The organism is Rothia sp. 11254D007BW, from assembly GCF_053548195.1.
In genome coordinates this window covers 1,558,471-1,573,270 of record NZ_JBPWPK010000001.1, presented here as the reverse complement: position 1 = coordinate 1,573,270, position 14,800 = coordinate 1,558,471, and the positions used below count along the sequence as shown (strand labels likewise).

The 14,800-nt window shown below is 62.9% G+C and carries 13 protein-coding genes and 2 pseudogenes; 7 read left to right on the top strand and 8 right to left on the bottom strand.

Features of this window, described 5'->3' with window-relative positions:
- Nucleotides 1-188 precede the first annotated feature (188 nt).
- The 3 genes from ACEE43_RS07060 to ACEE43_RS07050 all read left to right on the top strand — a co-directional run bounded on the left by ACEE43_RS07060 (nucleotide 189) and on the right by ACEE43_RS07050 (nucleotide 3,699).
- Nucleotides 189-1,646: an amino acid permease gene (locus ACEE43_RS07060; protein ID WP_449107743.1), complete on the top strand. Its 1,458-nt coding sequence runs from the start codon at nucleotides 189-191 to the stop codon at nucleotides 1,644-1,646.
- Nucleotides 1,647-1,774: 128 nt separating this feature from the next.
- Entirely contained in the window at nucleotides 1,775-3,220 is a 1,446-nt protein-coding gene (locus ACEE43_RS07055) for an amino acid permease (RefSeq protein ID WP_449107742.1), read from the top strand.
- Between the two features lie 2 nt (nucleotides 3,221-3,222).
- Entirely contained in the window at nucleotides 3,223-3,699 is a 477-nt protein-coding gene (locus ACEE43_RS07050) for an acyl-CoA thioesterase (RefSeq protein ID WP_237197579.1), read from the top strand.
- Between the two features lie 80 nt (nucleotides 3,700-3,779).
- Here the strand turns inward: ACEE43_RS07050 and ACEE43_RS07045 are convergent.
- The 4 genes and pseudogenes from ACEE43_RS07045 to ACEE43_RS07030 form a co-directional block, all read right to left on the bottom strand.
- Nucleotides 3,780-4,193, bottom strand: a pseudogene (locus ACEE43_RS07045) (SRPBCC family protein); the annotation flags it as partial.
- Nucleotides 4,194-4,373: 180 nt separating this feature from the next.
- Nucleotides 4,374-4,874 carry an SRPBCC family protein gene (locus ACEE43_RS07040; RefSeq protein WP_237198749.1) on the bottom strand — a complete coding sequence of 167 codons (501 nt, stop codon included), beginning with the start codon at nucleotides 4,872-4,874 and terminating at the stop codon, nucleotides 4,374-4,376.
- A gap of 243 nt (nucleotides 4,875-5,117) precedes the next feature.
- Nucleotides 5,118-6,479: pseudogene (tgt, locus tag ACEE43_RS07035) on the bottom strand (tRNA guanosine(34) transglycosylase Tgt); the annotation flags it as partial.
- A gap of 66 nt (nucleotides 6,480-6,545) precedes the next feature.
- Nucleotides 6,546-6,965: an organic hydroperoxide resistance protein gene (locus ACEE43_RS07030; protein WP_237186960.1), complete on the bottom strand. Its 420-nt coding sequence runs from the start codon at nucleotides 6,963-6,965 to the stop codon at nucleotides 6,546-6,548.
- A 100-nt stretch (nucleotides 6,966-7,065) separates the two neighbouring features.
- On the opposite strand from ACEE43_RS07030, the gene ACEE43_RS07025 reads away from it, so the two are divergent.
- A complete protein-coding gene (locus ACEE43_RS07025) occupies nucleotides 7,066-7,530 on the top strand; it encodes a MarR family winged helix-turn-helix transcriptional regulator (protein WP_237208936.1) in 465 nt (154 codons plus the stop codon).
- A 9-nt stretch (nucleotides 7,531-7,539) separates the two neighbouring features.
- Nucleotides 7,540-8,196, top strand: coding sequence for a hypothetical protein (locus tag ACEE43_RS07020; RefSeq protein WP_449107741.1), 657 nt, complete (start codon nucleotides 7,540-7,542; stop codon nucleotides 8,194-8,196).
- On the opposite strand, the gene ACEE43_RS07015 is transcribed toward ACEE43_RS07020, so the two are convergent.
- Entirely contained in the window at nucleotides 8,170-9,432 is a 1,263-nt protein-coding gene (locus ACEE43_RS07015; protein ID WP_449107740.1) for a glycoside hydrolase family 76 protein, read from the bottom strand. The two genes, ACEE43_RS07020 and ACEE43_RS07015, sit on opposite strands and share 27 nt — an antisense overlap.
- Nucleotides 9,433-9,622: 190 nt before the next feature.
- Between ACEE43_RS07015 and ACEE43_RS07010 the strand changes: the two genes are divergently transcribed.
- Nucleotides 9,623-10,942, top strand: coding sequence for an MFS transporter (locus ACEE43_RS07010; protein ID WP_449107739.1), 1,320 nt, complete (start codon nucleotides 9,623-9,625; stop codon nucleotides 10,940-10,942).
- A gap of 87 nt (nucleotides 10,943-11,029) precedes the next feature.
- Here ACEE43_RS07010 and ACEE43_RS07005 read toward each other — a convergent pair whose 3' ends face one another.
- Complete coding sequence (locus ACEE43_RS07005) at nucleotides 11,030-12,145, bottom strand: pseudouridine synthase (protein WP_449107738.1); 1,116 nt, start codon at nucleotides 12,143-12,145, stop codon at nucleotides 11,030-11,032.
- On the opposite strand from ACEE43_RS07005, the gene ACEE43_RS07000 reads away from it, so the two are divergent.
- Nucleotides 12,144-12,401 (top strand): hypothetical protein, encoded by a 258-nt coding sequence (locus ACEE43_RS07000; protein WP_449107737.1) that lies wholly within the window; start codon nucleotides 12,144-12,146, stop codon nucleotides 12,399-12,401. The two genes, ACEE43_RS07005 and ACEE43_RS07000, sit on opposite strands and share 2 nt — an antisense overlap.
- 117 nt (nucleotides 12,402-12,518) lie before the next feature.
- On the opposite strand, the gene ACEE43_RS06995 is transcribed toward ACEE43_RS07000, so the two are convergent.
- On the bottom strand, nucleotides 12,519-13,847 hold the full coding sequence (locus ACEE43_RS06995; protein ID WP_449107736.1) for a peptidase T: 1,329 nt from the start codon (nucleotides 13,845-13,847) through the stop codon (nucleotides 12,519-12,521).
- 31 nt (nucleotides 13,848-13,878) lie between these two features.
- Nucleotides 13,879-14,763, bottom strand: coding sequence for a DNA-formamidopyrimidine glycosylase family protein (locus ACEE43_RS06990; RefSeq protein WP_449107735.1), 885 nt, complete (start codon nucleotides 14,761-14,763; stop codon nucleotides 13,879-13,881).
- Nucleotides 14,764-14,800 lie beyond the last annotated feature (37 nt).

Here is a 14,800-nt window from a genome sequence, read left to right as displayed (position 1 = left end):
GGGGTCGGCTGGCCACTGGCGTCCGCCCGCCGCGCACTGCCCGCCAAGTGCCCTGCACCTGCCGCCAAGAGGGTGATGTGTCTCTCACTGCATAATGGTGAGCGCTGAAGACCGGTTTTCCCTCAGAAAACCTGTGTAAACTTTCGGTTCATTGCATACACCACACTCTCTTGAAAGGGAGGGCACCCGTGGCATCAACCACCACCGGCCAGCAGGAGGGCGGCAACCTCAGCCGCGCCCTCTCCCACGGCCAGCTCACCATGATTGCCCTCGGCCTCGCCGTGGGCACCGGCCTCTTTTTGGGCTCCGGCGCAGCTATCTCTATCGCGGGCCCGGCCGTCATCGTCTCCTACGCCATCGGCTCACTGATCGCCGCTATTATCGGTGCCTGCGCCGGTGAAATGGCCGTGCGCTACCCCGTGCGTGGCGGCTTCGGCACCATCGCCGGTAAGTTTCTCAGCCCCTACGCGGGCTACCTCACCCGCTGGGCCTACTGGATGACCACCGTAACCCTGGCCGGTGCCGAGGTCGTAGCCGTTGGCGCCTACATGGCCTACTGGTACCCCAACGTCCCCCTCTGGGTCTGGGTGCTCATCGCGGGCGGTGCGATCTTCGTGCTCAACCTGACCAGCGTCAAATCCTTCGGCGTGGTGGAATTTTTCCTGTCCTCTATCAAGGTGAGCGCGGTCGTCCTCTTCATCATCTTCGGCCTGGCCCTGGTCTTCTTCGGCTTGCCCGGCCAGGACGCCACCGGCGTCTCCAACCTCACCGTCCACGGCGGCTTCATGCCCAACGGCCTTTCCTCCATCTGGATCGCCCTGGCCGTGGTCATGTTCTCCTTCGGCGGTATCGAGCTGATCTCCATTTCAGCGGCAGAAGCCAAGGACCCGGTCCGCTCCGTGCGCTCCTCGGCTAAGGCTATGATGTGGCGCCTGGCTACCTTCTATGTGCTCTCCCTCTTCATCGTGGTCGCCATCATCCCCTGGACCAGCGCAGCCACCCTGGGCAAGGACATCGAAGGTTCCCCCTTCGTTATGGTCTTCACCGAACTGGGTATTCCCTACATCGGCGGTATCACCAACTTCATCCTGCTGACCGCAGCCCTCTCCGGCGCAAACGCCGCCCTCTACGCCGCCACCCGCCTGCTGCACGCCCTGGGACACGAGGGCATGGCACCCAAGGTTCTCTCCCGCACTAGCTCCTCGGGCATCCCCGCCCTGGCCCTGACCGTCTCGTCCCTGGGAGCTGTGGTCGCCATGATTATGGCCATCTCGGGCGTCGGCGGAATCTTCGGCTACATGATGGCCCTGGTGACCGTCTGCGTGCTGGTGGTCTGGTCCATGATTCTGCTGTCCTACATGGCCTACAAGAAGGTCGAAGGCGACGCCTCCCCCTTCCGCGTCTTCGGCGGCTCCGCCACCGCAGCGGTTGGCCTGACCGGCGTGATCGCCACCTTCATCGCCATGTTCTTCGCCGGCGGCTCGATGATTCCCTCCGTCTTGGTGGGTCTAGGCTTCTTCGGCCTGATCACCGTCATCTACTTCGCCGGTGTCAACAAGAACATCAGCACCTCAGACGACGCCTTTGAAGAGGTCCGCACCGTCACCACCCAGGTGCCCGTCGTCGACGGCACCAAACAGCGCTAAAATCAGTAGCAGGTCTACACAAGGACGCCGGTAGCCCGCTCCCCGCCACCCGGCAGGGGAGCTGCGCACCGGCGTCCGCGCATTAACACCGCTACCGCACACGACGTTTTCTCACAGTAAGGCTTACCGTGGCACACACACCTTCGCAGGGGCAGGCCCAGGCGACCACCCTCAAACGCTCACTCACGCACGGGCAGATGACCATGATTGTGCTGGGCTCAGCCCTGGGCACCGGCCTCTTCCTCGGCTCATCTGGCGCGATTGCGCTGGCGGGCCCGGCCGTCATTCTTTCCTACGCTATCGGTTCGCTGGTAGCTGCGATCATCGCCGCCTCCACGGGCGAAATGGCCGTGCGTTACCCCGTGCGCGGTGGTTTCGGCTCCATCGCTGGCCGCTACCTGGGCCCCTACGCCGGCTACCTGACCCGCTGGGCCTACTGGACCGTCACCGCCATTATCACCGGTATTGAGCTGGTCGCGGTTGCCACCTACTTGCAGTACTGGTGGCCCTCCCTGCCCTTGTGGGTGGGCATCGTGCTCTTTGGTGCGGTGATCGTGCTGCTGAACATTCGCTCGGTCAAGTACTTTGGCACCATGGAGTTCTTCCTGTCCTCCATCAAGGTCATCGCCCTGCTGCTCTTCGTGCTGGTGGGCCTGGCCCTGGTTTTCGTGGGCTTCCCCGGTCACGAGGCCACCGGCATCACCAACCTGACCAACGACGGCGGCTTCATGCCTACCGGCTTCCACGGGGTCTGGCTCTCGCTCGCGGTGGTCATGTTCTCCTTCGGCGGTATCGAAATGCTCTCTATTTCCGCGGCCGAAGCGAAGGACCCGGTGCGCTCAGTGCGAGCCTCAACTAAGGCGAATATGTGGCGCCTGGCTACTATCTATGTGGTCGCCCTCTTTATCGTGGTATCGATTATTCCCTGGCAGTCAGCCGCTCAGCTCGACGGCTCCGTTGAAGCCTCACCCTTTGTGCTAGTCTTCTCGGAAGTCGGTGTTCCGGCCATCGCCTCTATCACCAACTTCATTATTCTGGTTGCCGCCCTGTCTGCCGCCAACGCCAACCTCTACGCGGGTACCCGCCTGCTGCACTCCCTGGCGAGTGAGAAGATGGCACCTGCGCCCCTGGCCCGCGTCAGCGGTGGCGGTATTCCCGTGCTGGCCATGTGGGCCTCAACTTCGGGCGTGGTGCTGGCGATTCTGCTGGCCCTCTTCCTGCCCGGCCAGGCCTTTGGTCTGATGATGACCCTGACTATGGTCTGCGCCCTCACCGTATGGGTTCTGATTCTGCTGGCCTACATCGCCTTCAAGGGGGTTGAGGGTAACTCTTCGGCCTTCCGCATGTGGGGCGGGCGAATCACCGCTGGCCTGGGTATCTTCCTGCTGCTGGCCATCTGGGCGGCTCTCTTCGCTCGCACCGGCAACGCTGCTCCGGCCACCATGGGCATCGCCTACTTCCTGATTCTGACCATGATTTACTTCGGCGTGGTCAAGCGCGTGCACACCGGGCACGAGGACGCCTTCGCCGAGGCGGACGCCGCCGTGGCAGCCCACAGCGGTGACAGGGGCTAGGTATGGGTGCAGTCTATGAGGTCGAGGTTCCCCTGCGCTGGGGCGACATGGACGCCTACGGCCACGTCAACAACGTGACCATGATGCAGGTGCTCGAAGAAGCCCGCGTGGCCCTCTTTGGGCCGCCGCCCTCGTCCGGTGAACCTGCCCCGCTGGTAGGGGAGGGCTCTGCCGGGGAAGTGGGGCGGGCGTCCGCTCACCTGCCCCTCTTTGAGAGTTTGCCTGCCGGCACCCAGGCCCTGGTTGCTGAAAACCACGTCAAGTACCGCAGCCCCCTGGCCTACCGCGGGGTGCCGGTGCGGGTGCAGATGCAGGTCAGTAAGGTTACGGCCGCCTCGCTGGTGGTTGCCTACGAGCTGTATGACCCGGTGACCGGCGTCCACTGCGTTTCAGCCAGCACCACCCTGGCCTTCTTTAACGTTGAGACCGGCTCCCTGGTGCGCCTGAGCGCCGAACAGCGGGAGCAGCTGGCAGCCTAGACCGCAGATGCCCTTTAAAAAGTGCACGTGCCCTCCACTTTTGGCAGGGCACGTGCACTTTTTGTATGGCGCTTGAGTCTTTAGGCTGCGAGGACGCGGTTGAGCTTATTGAAAGAGGACTTCCAGCCAGCTACCGACATCTCGTGCATAGCCGGGTCGAGCGGACCCTGGGTGATGGTGACGCGGGTGGTGGACTCGTCAATCTTCTCGAAAGCGGTGCGGTTGAGGAAATAAGAACCAGTCTCCATGCCATGGGCTTCAGCCAGTTCCTCACCAATAGCCTCGTAGCCCTCAATCAGCTCACCGGGCACCAGCTTGTGGAAGGTGCCGTTGACGGGAGAAGTGAACTCCGGGTTCTCCTCGCTGACCATGACGAACTTCTGGGCACCACCCTCACGCACGTCGATATCGACGGTATCGAGGGGCACGGTGAAGCCCTCGGGGCCGAACCACTGGGGCATCAGTTCTGCCGAGGTGAAGGCTTCGTAGAGGGCCTCGGGGGTGGCCTCAAAGTCGTGGTAAAGGTCAGGACCTCTTCAGGGGCAATGGTGCCAAAATCAAAGTTCATGGATTCTCCTTGTTGGGTAGATACCGCTTAAAAAGTGCATATGCCCTGTGAAAAATGACAGGCATGTGCACTTTTGCGGGGGTGTAGAGGACGAGAGCGAGGGCGCTTAGCGTGCGAGCAGTTTGGCCAGCTTGCCGAAGGAGCCCTGCCAGGAAGCTAGAGTCTGCTCGTGTACGCCGGCGGGTAGGGGGCCCTGGGTGAGCTTAAGGATGGTACCCTCGCCGACGCCGTCCTCGGTCACCGCGGTGCCCGCCTCAAACTCAAGGCGCAGACCAATCAGGGTATCTGAAGGCTGACCGGACGGGGTGGGCAGGGCCTCCCGGTACTCGATAGTGTGGGGCTCAGCCAGGGTCACAAACCGCATGTACATGGGGGCCTGGAACTTGGCCTGGTCCTTGTGCCGCATAACGAACTGCTTGCGGCCGCCAATCACAGGTTCCAGGGTCAGGGTGTTGGGGATGATCTTCCAGTCGGCAGGCCCAAACCACTTGATGAAAAGCGTGGGGTTGGTGAAAGCCTCAAAGACCTGCTGCGGGGTCGCCGCGAACTCGTGGCGGTAGGTGATGGTTTCCTCGGGTTTGAGGTCGTCAATCTTAAAGTCGTTCATGCTCTACTTCTCGTCGCTGGTGGGCTTGGTGGTGTCGGCCTGGTCGGTTTTAGGCTGCGCGGACGCGTCCGCCCCGGCGTCCTGACCCTGGGCCGCCTTCTCGGCTGCCCGGCGGGCCTCGGCCTCAGCTTTTGCCTTCATATTGGCCTCCCAGCGGGCCTGGGCGGCAGCTGCCCGCTCGGCGTCCTTAGCGGCCTTACGCGCTGCGGCTTCGTCCTGGGCCTTTTGCTGGGCAACCTTCTTGGCGTAGTACTTACCCAAGAACTCATCGCGGTAGTCGAAATATTCCCCGGAGTCGATCGCCGCGCGGGCGTCGTCCACCATCTTCACAATAAAACGCTCATTGTGAATCGAGGCCAGGGTCGCTGAGAGGCGCTCGTCGGCCTTGAAGAGGTGGTGCAGGTAGGCGCGGGTGTAGTGGGTGCAGGTGTAGCAGTCGCAGCCCTCGAAGATGGGGGAGAAGTCGGTGCGGTAGCGGGCGTTGGTCAGGTTGAAGCGGCCATCGGGGGTGTAAACGGCCGCGTTGCGGGCCACACGGGTGGGGGAGACACAGTCGAAAGTGTCGACGCCGTTTTCAATGCCGGTGAAGATGTCATCGGGCTCTGAAATGCCCAGCAGGTGGCGGGGCTTGTTTTCGGGCAGCTCCTCGTTACACCAGCGCACGATAGTGCCCAGGTTTTCCTTTTCGAGCGCCCCGCCCAGGCCGAAGCCGTCAAAGGGCATAGCGCCCAGGTCGCGGCAGGCCTTGCGGCGCAGGTCCTCGTACTGGGCCCCCTGAATCACACCAAAAAGGGCCTGGTAGGGCTTGCCCACCCGCTCAGCGGTCAGGCGCTGGTGCTCAGCAATACAGCGCAGGGCCCACAGACGGGTGCGCTCTAGTGCCTCCTCCTGGTAGGCACGGGAGTTATAGAGGGTGGTCAGCTCATCAAAGGCAAACATGATGTCAGCGCCAATCTGGTGCTGCACCTGCATGGACACCTCGGGGGTGAAACGGTGAATATCGCCGTTGATGTGGGACTTAAAGTTGACCCCGTCATCGTCCACGTGGGCCATGCGTTCCTTGCCCGCCGCCACGTCGTCGTCGCCGATGGGGCGGCCGTCCGCGCCGTTAGCTCCGGCCACGGTGCCCATATCAATCACCTTTTTGAAACCCGAGCCCAGGCTCATGACCTGGAAGCCACCGGAGTCGGTGAAGGTGGGGCCGTCCCAGTTCATGAACTTACCCAGGCCGCCTGCGGCGTCGAGGACGTCCGGCCCCGGCTGCAGGTAGAGGTGGTAGGCGTTGGCCAGTAGGGCCTGGGCACCCAGGTCTTTCATGGCCTCGGGCAGCACGGCCTTGACGGTTGCCTTGGTGCCCACCGGGGTGAAGGCGGGGGTGGCAATGTCGCCGTGGGGGGTGTGAATGACGCCGGTGCGGCCCTGGAAGGCCCCGCCGTTGGCGTCCACCTGCTTGCCGGTGGGCTGGGCGGTATCGGTCAGGCGGTTGCCCAGTTCAAAAGAAAAAGTGGGATCAGAAAATTCGGTATTGAGCACGGGAACAAGTCTACCGGGTGAGTGGGGAAGGACGCTGTGGCCCCGCTCCTTGAGGGTAAGCGAAAGCTTCATAGGTATGCAGGAAGAACATACCTATGAAGCTTTCGGCGATATTCGGTGCGAGTGTGGGGTGCGAGCTTAGTCGTCGGAGACGGTCACGGTCACGGGGATGTTGCCGCGGGTGGCGTTGGAGTAGGGGCAGACCTGGTGGGCTGCGTCGGCCAGCGCCTGGGCCTCGTCCTGGGGAAGTTCAGGAATGACGACCTCAAGCTCAACAGCCAGGCCAAAGCCCTCGCCCTGCTTGCCGATAGAGACCTTAGCCCCTACGGAGGAGCCCTCGATGTTCTTCTTCTGCATGCGGGCAACCATCTGCAGGGCAGAGTGGAAGCAGGCTGCGTAGCCGGAGGCAAAGAGCTGCTCGGGGTTCAGGCCCTTGCCGGAGCCACCCATCTCAACGGGAATGGCGAGATCGGCGTCAAAAGCGCCGTCAACGGTGCGGACGTGGCCGTTGCGGCCTTCGCCGGTTGCTAGGGCTTCGGTGGTGTAGAGGGGTTCCATGGGGTTTCCTTTCATGAGGTTTTAATTAGATTGTACACAATCTGATTGTGTGCAAGTAAATTGTTGGCTGATAATTTGCCCACAACCTATACTGGGTGGAATGAACCAAGACAGCAGCCTCGCCCTCGACAATCAGCTCTGCTTCTCCCTCTACCGCTCTAGCCGGGCCGTCACCCGCGCCTACCAGCAGCACCTGGGAGAGCTGGGCCTGACCTACCCCCAGTACCTGGTCATGCTGGTCATGTGGGAGAACCCCAACGGGCTGGGCATGAAAGAACTCGCTGCCCGCCTCGACCTCGACAGCGGCACCCTGACCCCGCTCATCAAACGCCTGATTGACCACGGCCTGCTGACCAAGACCCGCGACGCCCGCGACGAGCGTCGCACCCTCATCAGTCTCACCCCTGCCGGGCAGGAGCTGAGAGGACGTGCGGCGTCCGTCCCCGGGGCCATCTACGCCGCCTGCGCGGTCGAGGGCCTGGACGTCCTGGCCCTCAAAGCCGAACTCGACGCCCTGGCCGAGCACCTGGCCGAAACACCTCCACGGGCAGACGGAACCAAGTAGATTAGGGGTATGGTTCTTGCGCGTTTCAAAGCCCGACCCTTGCTCACCTGCGTCGCTCTGGTCCTCTGCATAGCGGTTGCATCGCTGCTGAGCAATATCACCACAGAAGCCCAGCTCTCGGGTCAAGCTGAGGCCATCACCTATGTGCGTAAAGTGGTGAGTAAGCTCCTCAACTCGGGCACCCTATGGGCAGCCCTGGGGTTCTACGCGGGCTGGCTGTGGTCCGATAGTAAGACGCCCCCCGCCCCGCTCTGGGTGCCTGTGGCAGCCGCGGTAGCAGCGTCCTTAGGTGCCCTAGCTGGGCACTACGCCCTGGGGAACCTGCTGGGCATCATGGAAGCCAGCATCTGGATTGAGAACTACCACTGGTTTATTGCAGCCGTCATCATATCGGGGCCCCTGGGTTGGTTGGGCGCTAGGTCCGCGCAGGACGATCGCGCAGGGAAGCTCCTGCGCTATCTGGTTCCCGCGGGGGCTGTAGCAGAGCCCCTCGTCACCGGCATGTTCTGGTATCCGTCAGGGTTCAGTTTCCCGGTGTCTGAGATTGCCTCAAGCTATACCGTGGGCTTGCTGCTGATGCTTCTGGGGGCGCTGGGATCTTGGGGCCTCTACCGCGCGAATAAGGCGGCCGCGCCCGCCCTAGAAAACCCGCGCCGCCGCTTCTAACACCATCCAGGCTTGAAGCTGGGTCGAAAGATCAACCGGCTGGGCTGGCTTGAGAACCTCAGAAATATGCCGAGTGACATCGGGTGAAAAGAGCGCGACAGCCTCACCGCGGATCTCGGTCGGGTCGATGCCGAGCTCGTTCATGGGCAGGTCGGGGTCGAACTCGCGGCGTCCGTCCCACAAGAGCTCGGCGGTTGCAAGGACGAGATCCTGCGCCTGCTCCCGCACGCCCTGCGGCAGGGCAGTGTGTGCGGCAATCTCGGCAAGGTAGCGTACCAAAATACCGGTGAAGAGCCCGCCGTCCCCGCCGCCCTGGGTCGCTAGAACCCGCAGGGTTTCTGCCTCTGACACCTCAAAATCGCGGCCAAACTCCCGGTCAATACCGGCTAGAACCTCGGCGATATGCTCAGCCGGGTCAACCGTCAGCAGCTCAGACTTACCGGCATCAAGCATCGCCAGATAGGCCGCGAGAACCGGCCCCTGGTTATAGGTGTAGAGACCACGCTCCACCGAGGAGATCTCGGCACGATTCCCGCGCCCGGCCACCTTGACCCCGTCCAGGTAGAGGCCGTGCTTGGCGTCAAAGAGGTTGGCGTGCAGCCAGTTCAGCAGGGCAGCCGCCTCGTCATACCGGTGGGCCCGCGCGAGAGCCAGGGCAATGGGAGCGGTTGCCGGGGTGTTCTTAAAATCGTGGTCCTTCGACCAGAAGGCACCCCCACCCACCTCAGGGGTGCAGGCAGCTGCCAGCTCCCGGTAGAGCCGGGTGGCAGCGTCCTGGGCAGCAGAATCTCCGTTCCCCTCCACCGCGAGCGCCAGCCGGTTGAGGCGCTCGCAGGCCAGGGTCAGCCAGGCCATGTCGTCGTAGAAGGAGTTGGGGTAGGAGCCGAAGTTGCGTACTTGAATGCCACGTAGCACCGCGCGGGCCTGCTGGAGGAACGCCCGGGCCTGCTCCTGCCCGTCGGGTGCGGTGAGCTGGCGGAAGCCGGCATCGACCAGGTTGTCGAGTAGGTGGGCCTGCCACCAGTAGTGCCATTCGCCGTGCCGCTGGCTGCGGCGGCGGGTGTCGGGGTGCAGGGTGCGTCCTAGTAGAGTGCCGGGGAGGCCTGCGACCCGGTGCCCGAAGAGTCGTGTCACAGAGTAGGCGGCGGTACCTGCCCGCTGCCCCAGCGCCTGGCGGTGCTCGGCGGTGAGCGCTGCGAGCTGGTCGGGTGAGTGCTGCAGGTGCTTGGGGCGCATGGTGTCTCTTTCTGTGGCGCGTCGGTGGGCGGTGGCCTGGGCCGGTTTTTAGTCTACCGGCTGGTGGGGCTAGTGGGTCTGCGCTGAATGCGCCTCTTATTCCCGAGCGGGGCAGTCTAACCCCCCACGCTCGGGAGTAAGTGGCACCTCTTGGCACTGGGGGGGGGGGTATCGGCTAGAGTTTGTGTTTATGCATACCTCTTCTTCCACCGGGCGGGTTTCTGCTGTCTGGGTTTATTTGTCTTCTGCTGCCCTGTCGATGCTGGGCAATTCTATTGCCGGTATTGTCTGGCCCTGGCTGGTGCTAGAGCGCACCGGTAACCCGGCTGCTGCCGGTATCGTGGCGGCTGCGATTGCAGTGCCGTCGCTGGTTTTTGCCTATTTTGGGGGCAACCTGGTCGATAGTCTGGGTCTGAAACCGGTGTCGGTGATTTCGGATATTATTTCGGGTCTGTCGGTGGTGGCCGTGATTGCGGTTGATATGGTTTTTGGGCTGACGCTGAGCTGGTTCATTGTTATCGGTATTTTGGGTGCGGTGGGTGATATTCCCGGTATGAGCGCCCGGGCTGCCCTGGTCGGCGATGTTGCTGAAACCTCTGGTAAGAAGGTCGCCCAGATTTCTGGCTGGAATCAGGCCCTGAGCGGGGTGAGTTACTTGGTCGGACCCGCTGCGGCTGGTGTGCTGATGACGGCCCTGCCCATCGAGCAGGTTCTCTGGATCACGGCTGCTTGCTCCCTGGTGGCCGCCGCGCTGACCGCCTCCCTACGCCTGCAGAAGGCAGGGGCGGACGTCCTTGCTGAGGGTCAGGACGCCCCCGCCCAACCGGGTGCGGACGGGCAGGTGCCAGCGTCCTCCCCTGAAGCCCCTACCGAAGACCCCCTCAAGGGGCTTGCGGGCTGGAAGAAAGCCCTGGGCTACCCGGTGATTCGTCTGCTGGCTCTGGATTCTTTGCTATCGATGGTCCTGGTAATGCCCTATCTGATGGTGCTTCTGCCTGCCCACTTCCAGGGGATTAACCAGCCGGGGCTGTACGGGGCGTCCATGTCTGCCTTTGCCGTGGGCATGATGGTGACCAGCATGGTGGCGGGGAAGATTATTCCCTTCCCGCGCCGGGCCTGGGTGGTGGGTATGGTCTTCTATACCCTGGCCTTCTTTGGCATGGCCCTGCTCGAAACTTCCTGGTTAGCCATCGTGGGCTTGGGGATTTCCGGCTTGGGCGGGGGTATTATGAACCCCCTGCAGACCCTGCTGGTGACCGAGGGTGTACCCGAGCAGATTCGCGGCCGGTCCTTCTCTATCTTTATGGCTATTAGCCAGGTGGCCGGGCCGATTGGCCTGGTGGCGACCTCGGCGGTTTTGGCCTTTGTGACGATTTACCAGGTGGCCTGGGTACTCGCTGGCCTTTGGCTACTGGCGGCTATCTACCTGGTGATTCGGGGCCTGCAGTTGCTGCCGGCTAGGAGCGCTGAGTCGGTAGAAGAGAGCAGTTCTGTTCCTGTAGCTGACTAGCTTCAGCCCGCCTGTATCGAATGTGCCACGTATTCCCGAGCGGGGGAGTTTATCCCCGACATTCGGGAATACGTGGCACATTCGGCATTAGTGGGCAGCTCCCTCGATGAGCCGCAGGCTCCGCCCACTTCGCACTGTCACGGTTTGCCCGGTAAAGGGGTGGGGGAAGGTCAGCGACCTGGCCAGTAGCTGGAGGGGTAGGGCGGGTTCGTCCTCGGCTATGGGTAGGACGGCCGGGTAGACCACATCCCCCACAATCGGCGCCCCGGCTGCCGCCAGGTGCACCCGTAGCTGGTGGGTCTTGCCGGTATGCGGCTCCAAAAGATAGTGGGCCAGGAGCGTACCCGCCTGCGGCAGGGGCAGGGCCGGGTTAGCCTCAGATATAGCGGGCAGGACGCCGTCCGCCACCTCAAATACCTTCAGGCAGGTAATACGTGACTGGGCATTCAGCCCCTCAAAGGACGCCCCCAAGCGGCGGCGCTCGCGCCGCTCAGCCTTGGTCTCTACCGGCAGGGGGCCGGTGTCACCGGGCAGGAGCTCAACACCGGTATGGGCTACCTGCATAGCCCCGTGCTGGTTATCAATGCGCGAGCGTACCGTCAGGCTCTCACCCACCTCCAGCCCGGTGATAGGGGCCGCGATGGCCTCGTAGGTCTTGGTGGGTTCGCGCCGCTGGAACATGGTTTGAAAGGGGGCACGGGCCTCGGGGGTCTTGGCAAAGAGAACGACCCCGGCGGTTGCCCTGTCCAGGCGGTGAATCGGAATCAGGTCGGGGTTGTTCTCCCGAACCCGCAGCTGGGTCAGGGCCGTGTGGGCGACAAAGGAGCCGTTCGGGGTGGTGGGCAGGAAGTGGGGCTTATCAATGGCCAGTACCCACTCGTCCTCGTAGAGCACCGGCATGTCAAAGGGCACCGGCTTCTCAATGCCCAGTTCCCGGTAGTACCAGATCTTTTGCCCCGTCAAAGGGGCGTCGGGGGCAACCGCTTGCCCGTCGGCGTCCTTCACCTCATCGCGCTCAAAGCGGGAGGTGAAGAGGGAGCGCTCGTGGGGGTAGAAGCGGGCCACCAGGTAGTCCAGCACCGTGGTTGCCCCCAGGGCGTCGTCCTCGGGGTTGCCCGCGTCGGGCAGCACAAAGGAGACAGCGTCAATCCCCTTGCGCTGGGGCAGGGGCTTGGGGGCAAGGTGGCGGTTGATTCGGCGCATGGGCTCTATTATCTCAGGTAGACCCCAAGGCCTGCTTGATAGAGTTGAACTGCTTCTCTCGTGGACTCCACGCGGTACATCCATCCTTAAGAAAAATCTCCGCGAGTGTGAGACCAGGGAGGAGGTAATGGCTGTGGCTAAAAGCAAGGCTAAGAAAAACAGCCCCGACAAGATTGCAGTCAGAATCGTCGCTACTGCAATACTCATCGGAGCTGTAGCAAAGCTTTTGGAAGCTATCGAACCGTTCATTCGATAGGTCCTACAGCAAGGGGCGACTCTGGTAGTAAGCGGCTACCGGGGTTGCCCCGCCTTGTTTGCTGTCATCCTTAAGATAAAACCAGTTTATCTGCTTTGTATTGTGCGTCAAGGGCGGCTAAAAGGAGCCCGCCATCAGCTCCCGCACCACCCGGTAGCTGGCCTCAAAGGCGGGTAGGGGCAGGAACTCGCAGTTGGAGTGGAAGTTGTGCGCCCCGGTGAAGAAGTTGGGGGTGTAGATTCCCTGGGTGGAGAGGTAAGAACCGTCGGTGCCCCCGCGCATGGCCAGGTTGATGGGCTCGATACCCAGCCGGGTGAAGGCGGCACGCAGACGCTCGGACGCCACAGCGTTGACGCTGGTCTTGGCATCCTCTAGGTTGCTGTAGATATCTGAGATATCCAGCTGCACGGACGCCCGCGGGTTTGCTTCTGCTGTCCGCTCAGCTAGGTCGCGCAGGAAGTCCTTTTTTGCCTCGTAGCCGGCCCGGTCATGGTCGCGGATGCTGATATCGACGGTTGCGGTGGCCTGGTTGCCCGCTATCCCGTTGACCCAGAGGTAGCCCTCACGCCCCTCGGTATACTCGGGGGTCTGGGTGCGGTCGAGGGCCGCTACAAAGTCGTGGGCCACCAGGATTGGGTTGACCAGGTTGCCCTTGGAATTCATGGGGTGGGCGGTCACGCCCTCAACGTGCAGGCGGGCATGCCCGGCATTGAAGGTAGCCTCAACCAGCTCACCCAGTTCGCAGCAGTCCAGGGTGTAGGCATAATCCACGGGGAAGCGCGCTAGATCCATGGTGCGCACGCCCAGCAGGCCGATTTCTTCATCCGGCACAAAGGAGAGGTAGATATCGGGATGGGCGGACGCACCCGCCCCGCTTCCCTGCCCCTGGGCACCTGCCTGCCCGGCGGCGTCCGCGTCCGCAGCTAAGAGCCGCACGGCTGCCTCCATGACCGAGGCGACCCCGGCCTTGTCGTCCGCTCCCAGCACGCTGGTGCCGTCGGTGACGATGATGCGCTGGCCGGTGTAGCGGGTGATTTCGGGGTGCTCGGCCTCGCGTAGCCAGATGTCGAGGTCGGTGTTCAGGCATATATCCCCTCCGGTGTAATCGACGACGCGGGCATGAACATCGGGGGAGAGGTTTACGTCAACCGTATCGAGGTGGGTGCAGAAGCCGATGGCGGGGGCTTTAGTGTCCGCGGGCAGGGTGGAGGGAATACGGGCGGTCAGCACGCAGGTGTCGCTCAGGTGCACGTTGTGGGCACCGGCTGCCGTGAGTTCGTCCTTGAGTAGGTGGGCCAGCTCCCACTGCCCCTGGCTGGTGGGCACGACCGATGCTGAGGCATCCGACTGGCTAGAAATCGCCGAGTAGCGCAGAAAGCGGGCGGCCAGGGCCTCCTGTACATCTGCATCTGGGGTATAGGCGGGGGTAAATGTGGTGGTGCTCATGGTGAGTAGTTTACTCTTGGGGCGCGGAAACTTAGCTTAGTAGCTCCTGGCAGCCGGGGCAGCGGAAGCTGATGCGGTCGGTGTCTTCCTCGCGGGCGTAGAGATGGTCGGCGGCGTAGCGGTTGGCGCCGGTGCCGGTTTCTGAGAGGTCTTCCTTGATGATGGTCTCCCCGCAGCGGTAGCAGGGGCGCTGACCCCGCCCGTAGCACCAGAGCGGCTCGGCGCTGGTGTGGGTGACCCGGTGCGGACGCCCGCGGTTAGCATCCAGCAGCAGGCGGGCAATGGAGACCACGGCAGCGATATCGGGCACCGCCCCCACCGGGGTGCGCGGGTCAAGGCCCGCGAGAAAACAGGTCTCAGCCCGGTAGATGGTGCCGATACCGGCCAGGTTCTTCTGATCGAGCAGGGCTACCCCTAGGGGACGCTCCGGCCGGGCGGTCAGGTTAGCTACCGCCTGCTCAACCGACCAGTCGGGGCCGAGCAGGTCGGGGCCCAGGTAGGATAGGTGGTCAGCCTCCTGGCTGGTGGGGAAAACCTCAAGTAGCCCCAGGGTAAAGCCCACGGCTTCGACCGGGTGGCTGCCGGGCACTACCTGCCCGTCGCTATCAAGCCTTGCATTAGCCTGAATCAGAGCCCGTACCTGATCAGCCGGGCGCCGCCACTTCTCCCGTGCACCGTCTGCATCTAGCCCATAGAGGTGCCAGATGCCGTCCATCTTCAGGTGAGAGTGCACGGTCATCTCACCGATACGTAGCAGAATGTGCTTACCCCGGGCGAGGGCCCCGTGAATGGGCTGACCCGCTAGATTGATGTCGGCAACCTGGGGGTAGCGGAAATCTGTAGTGTGGGCTGTTCTACCGGCAAGGGCGCGGTGGAGAGAGCGGGCCTGCCGCCATACGGTATCGCCTTCAGGCACTGCTAAGCACCCCTCCGTGTTATCAAAATGTGACCTG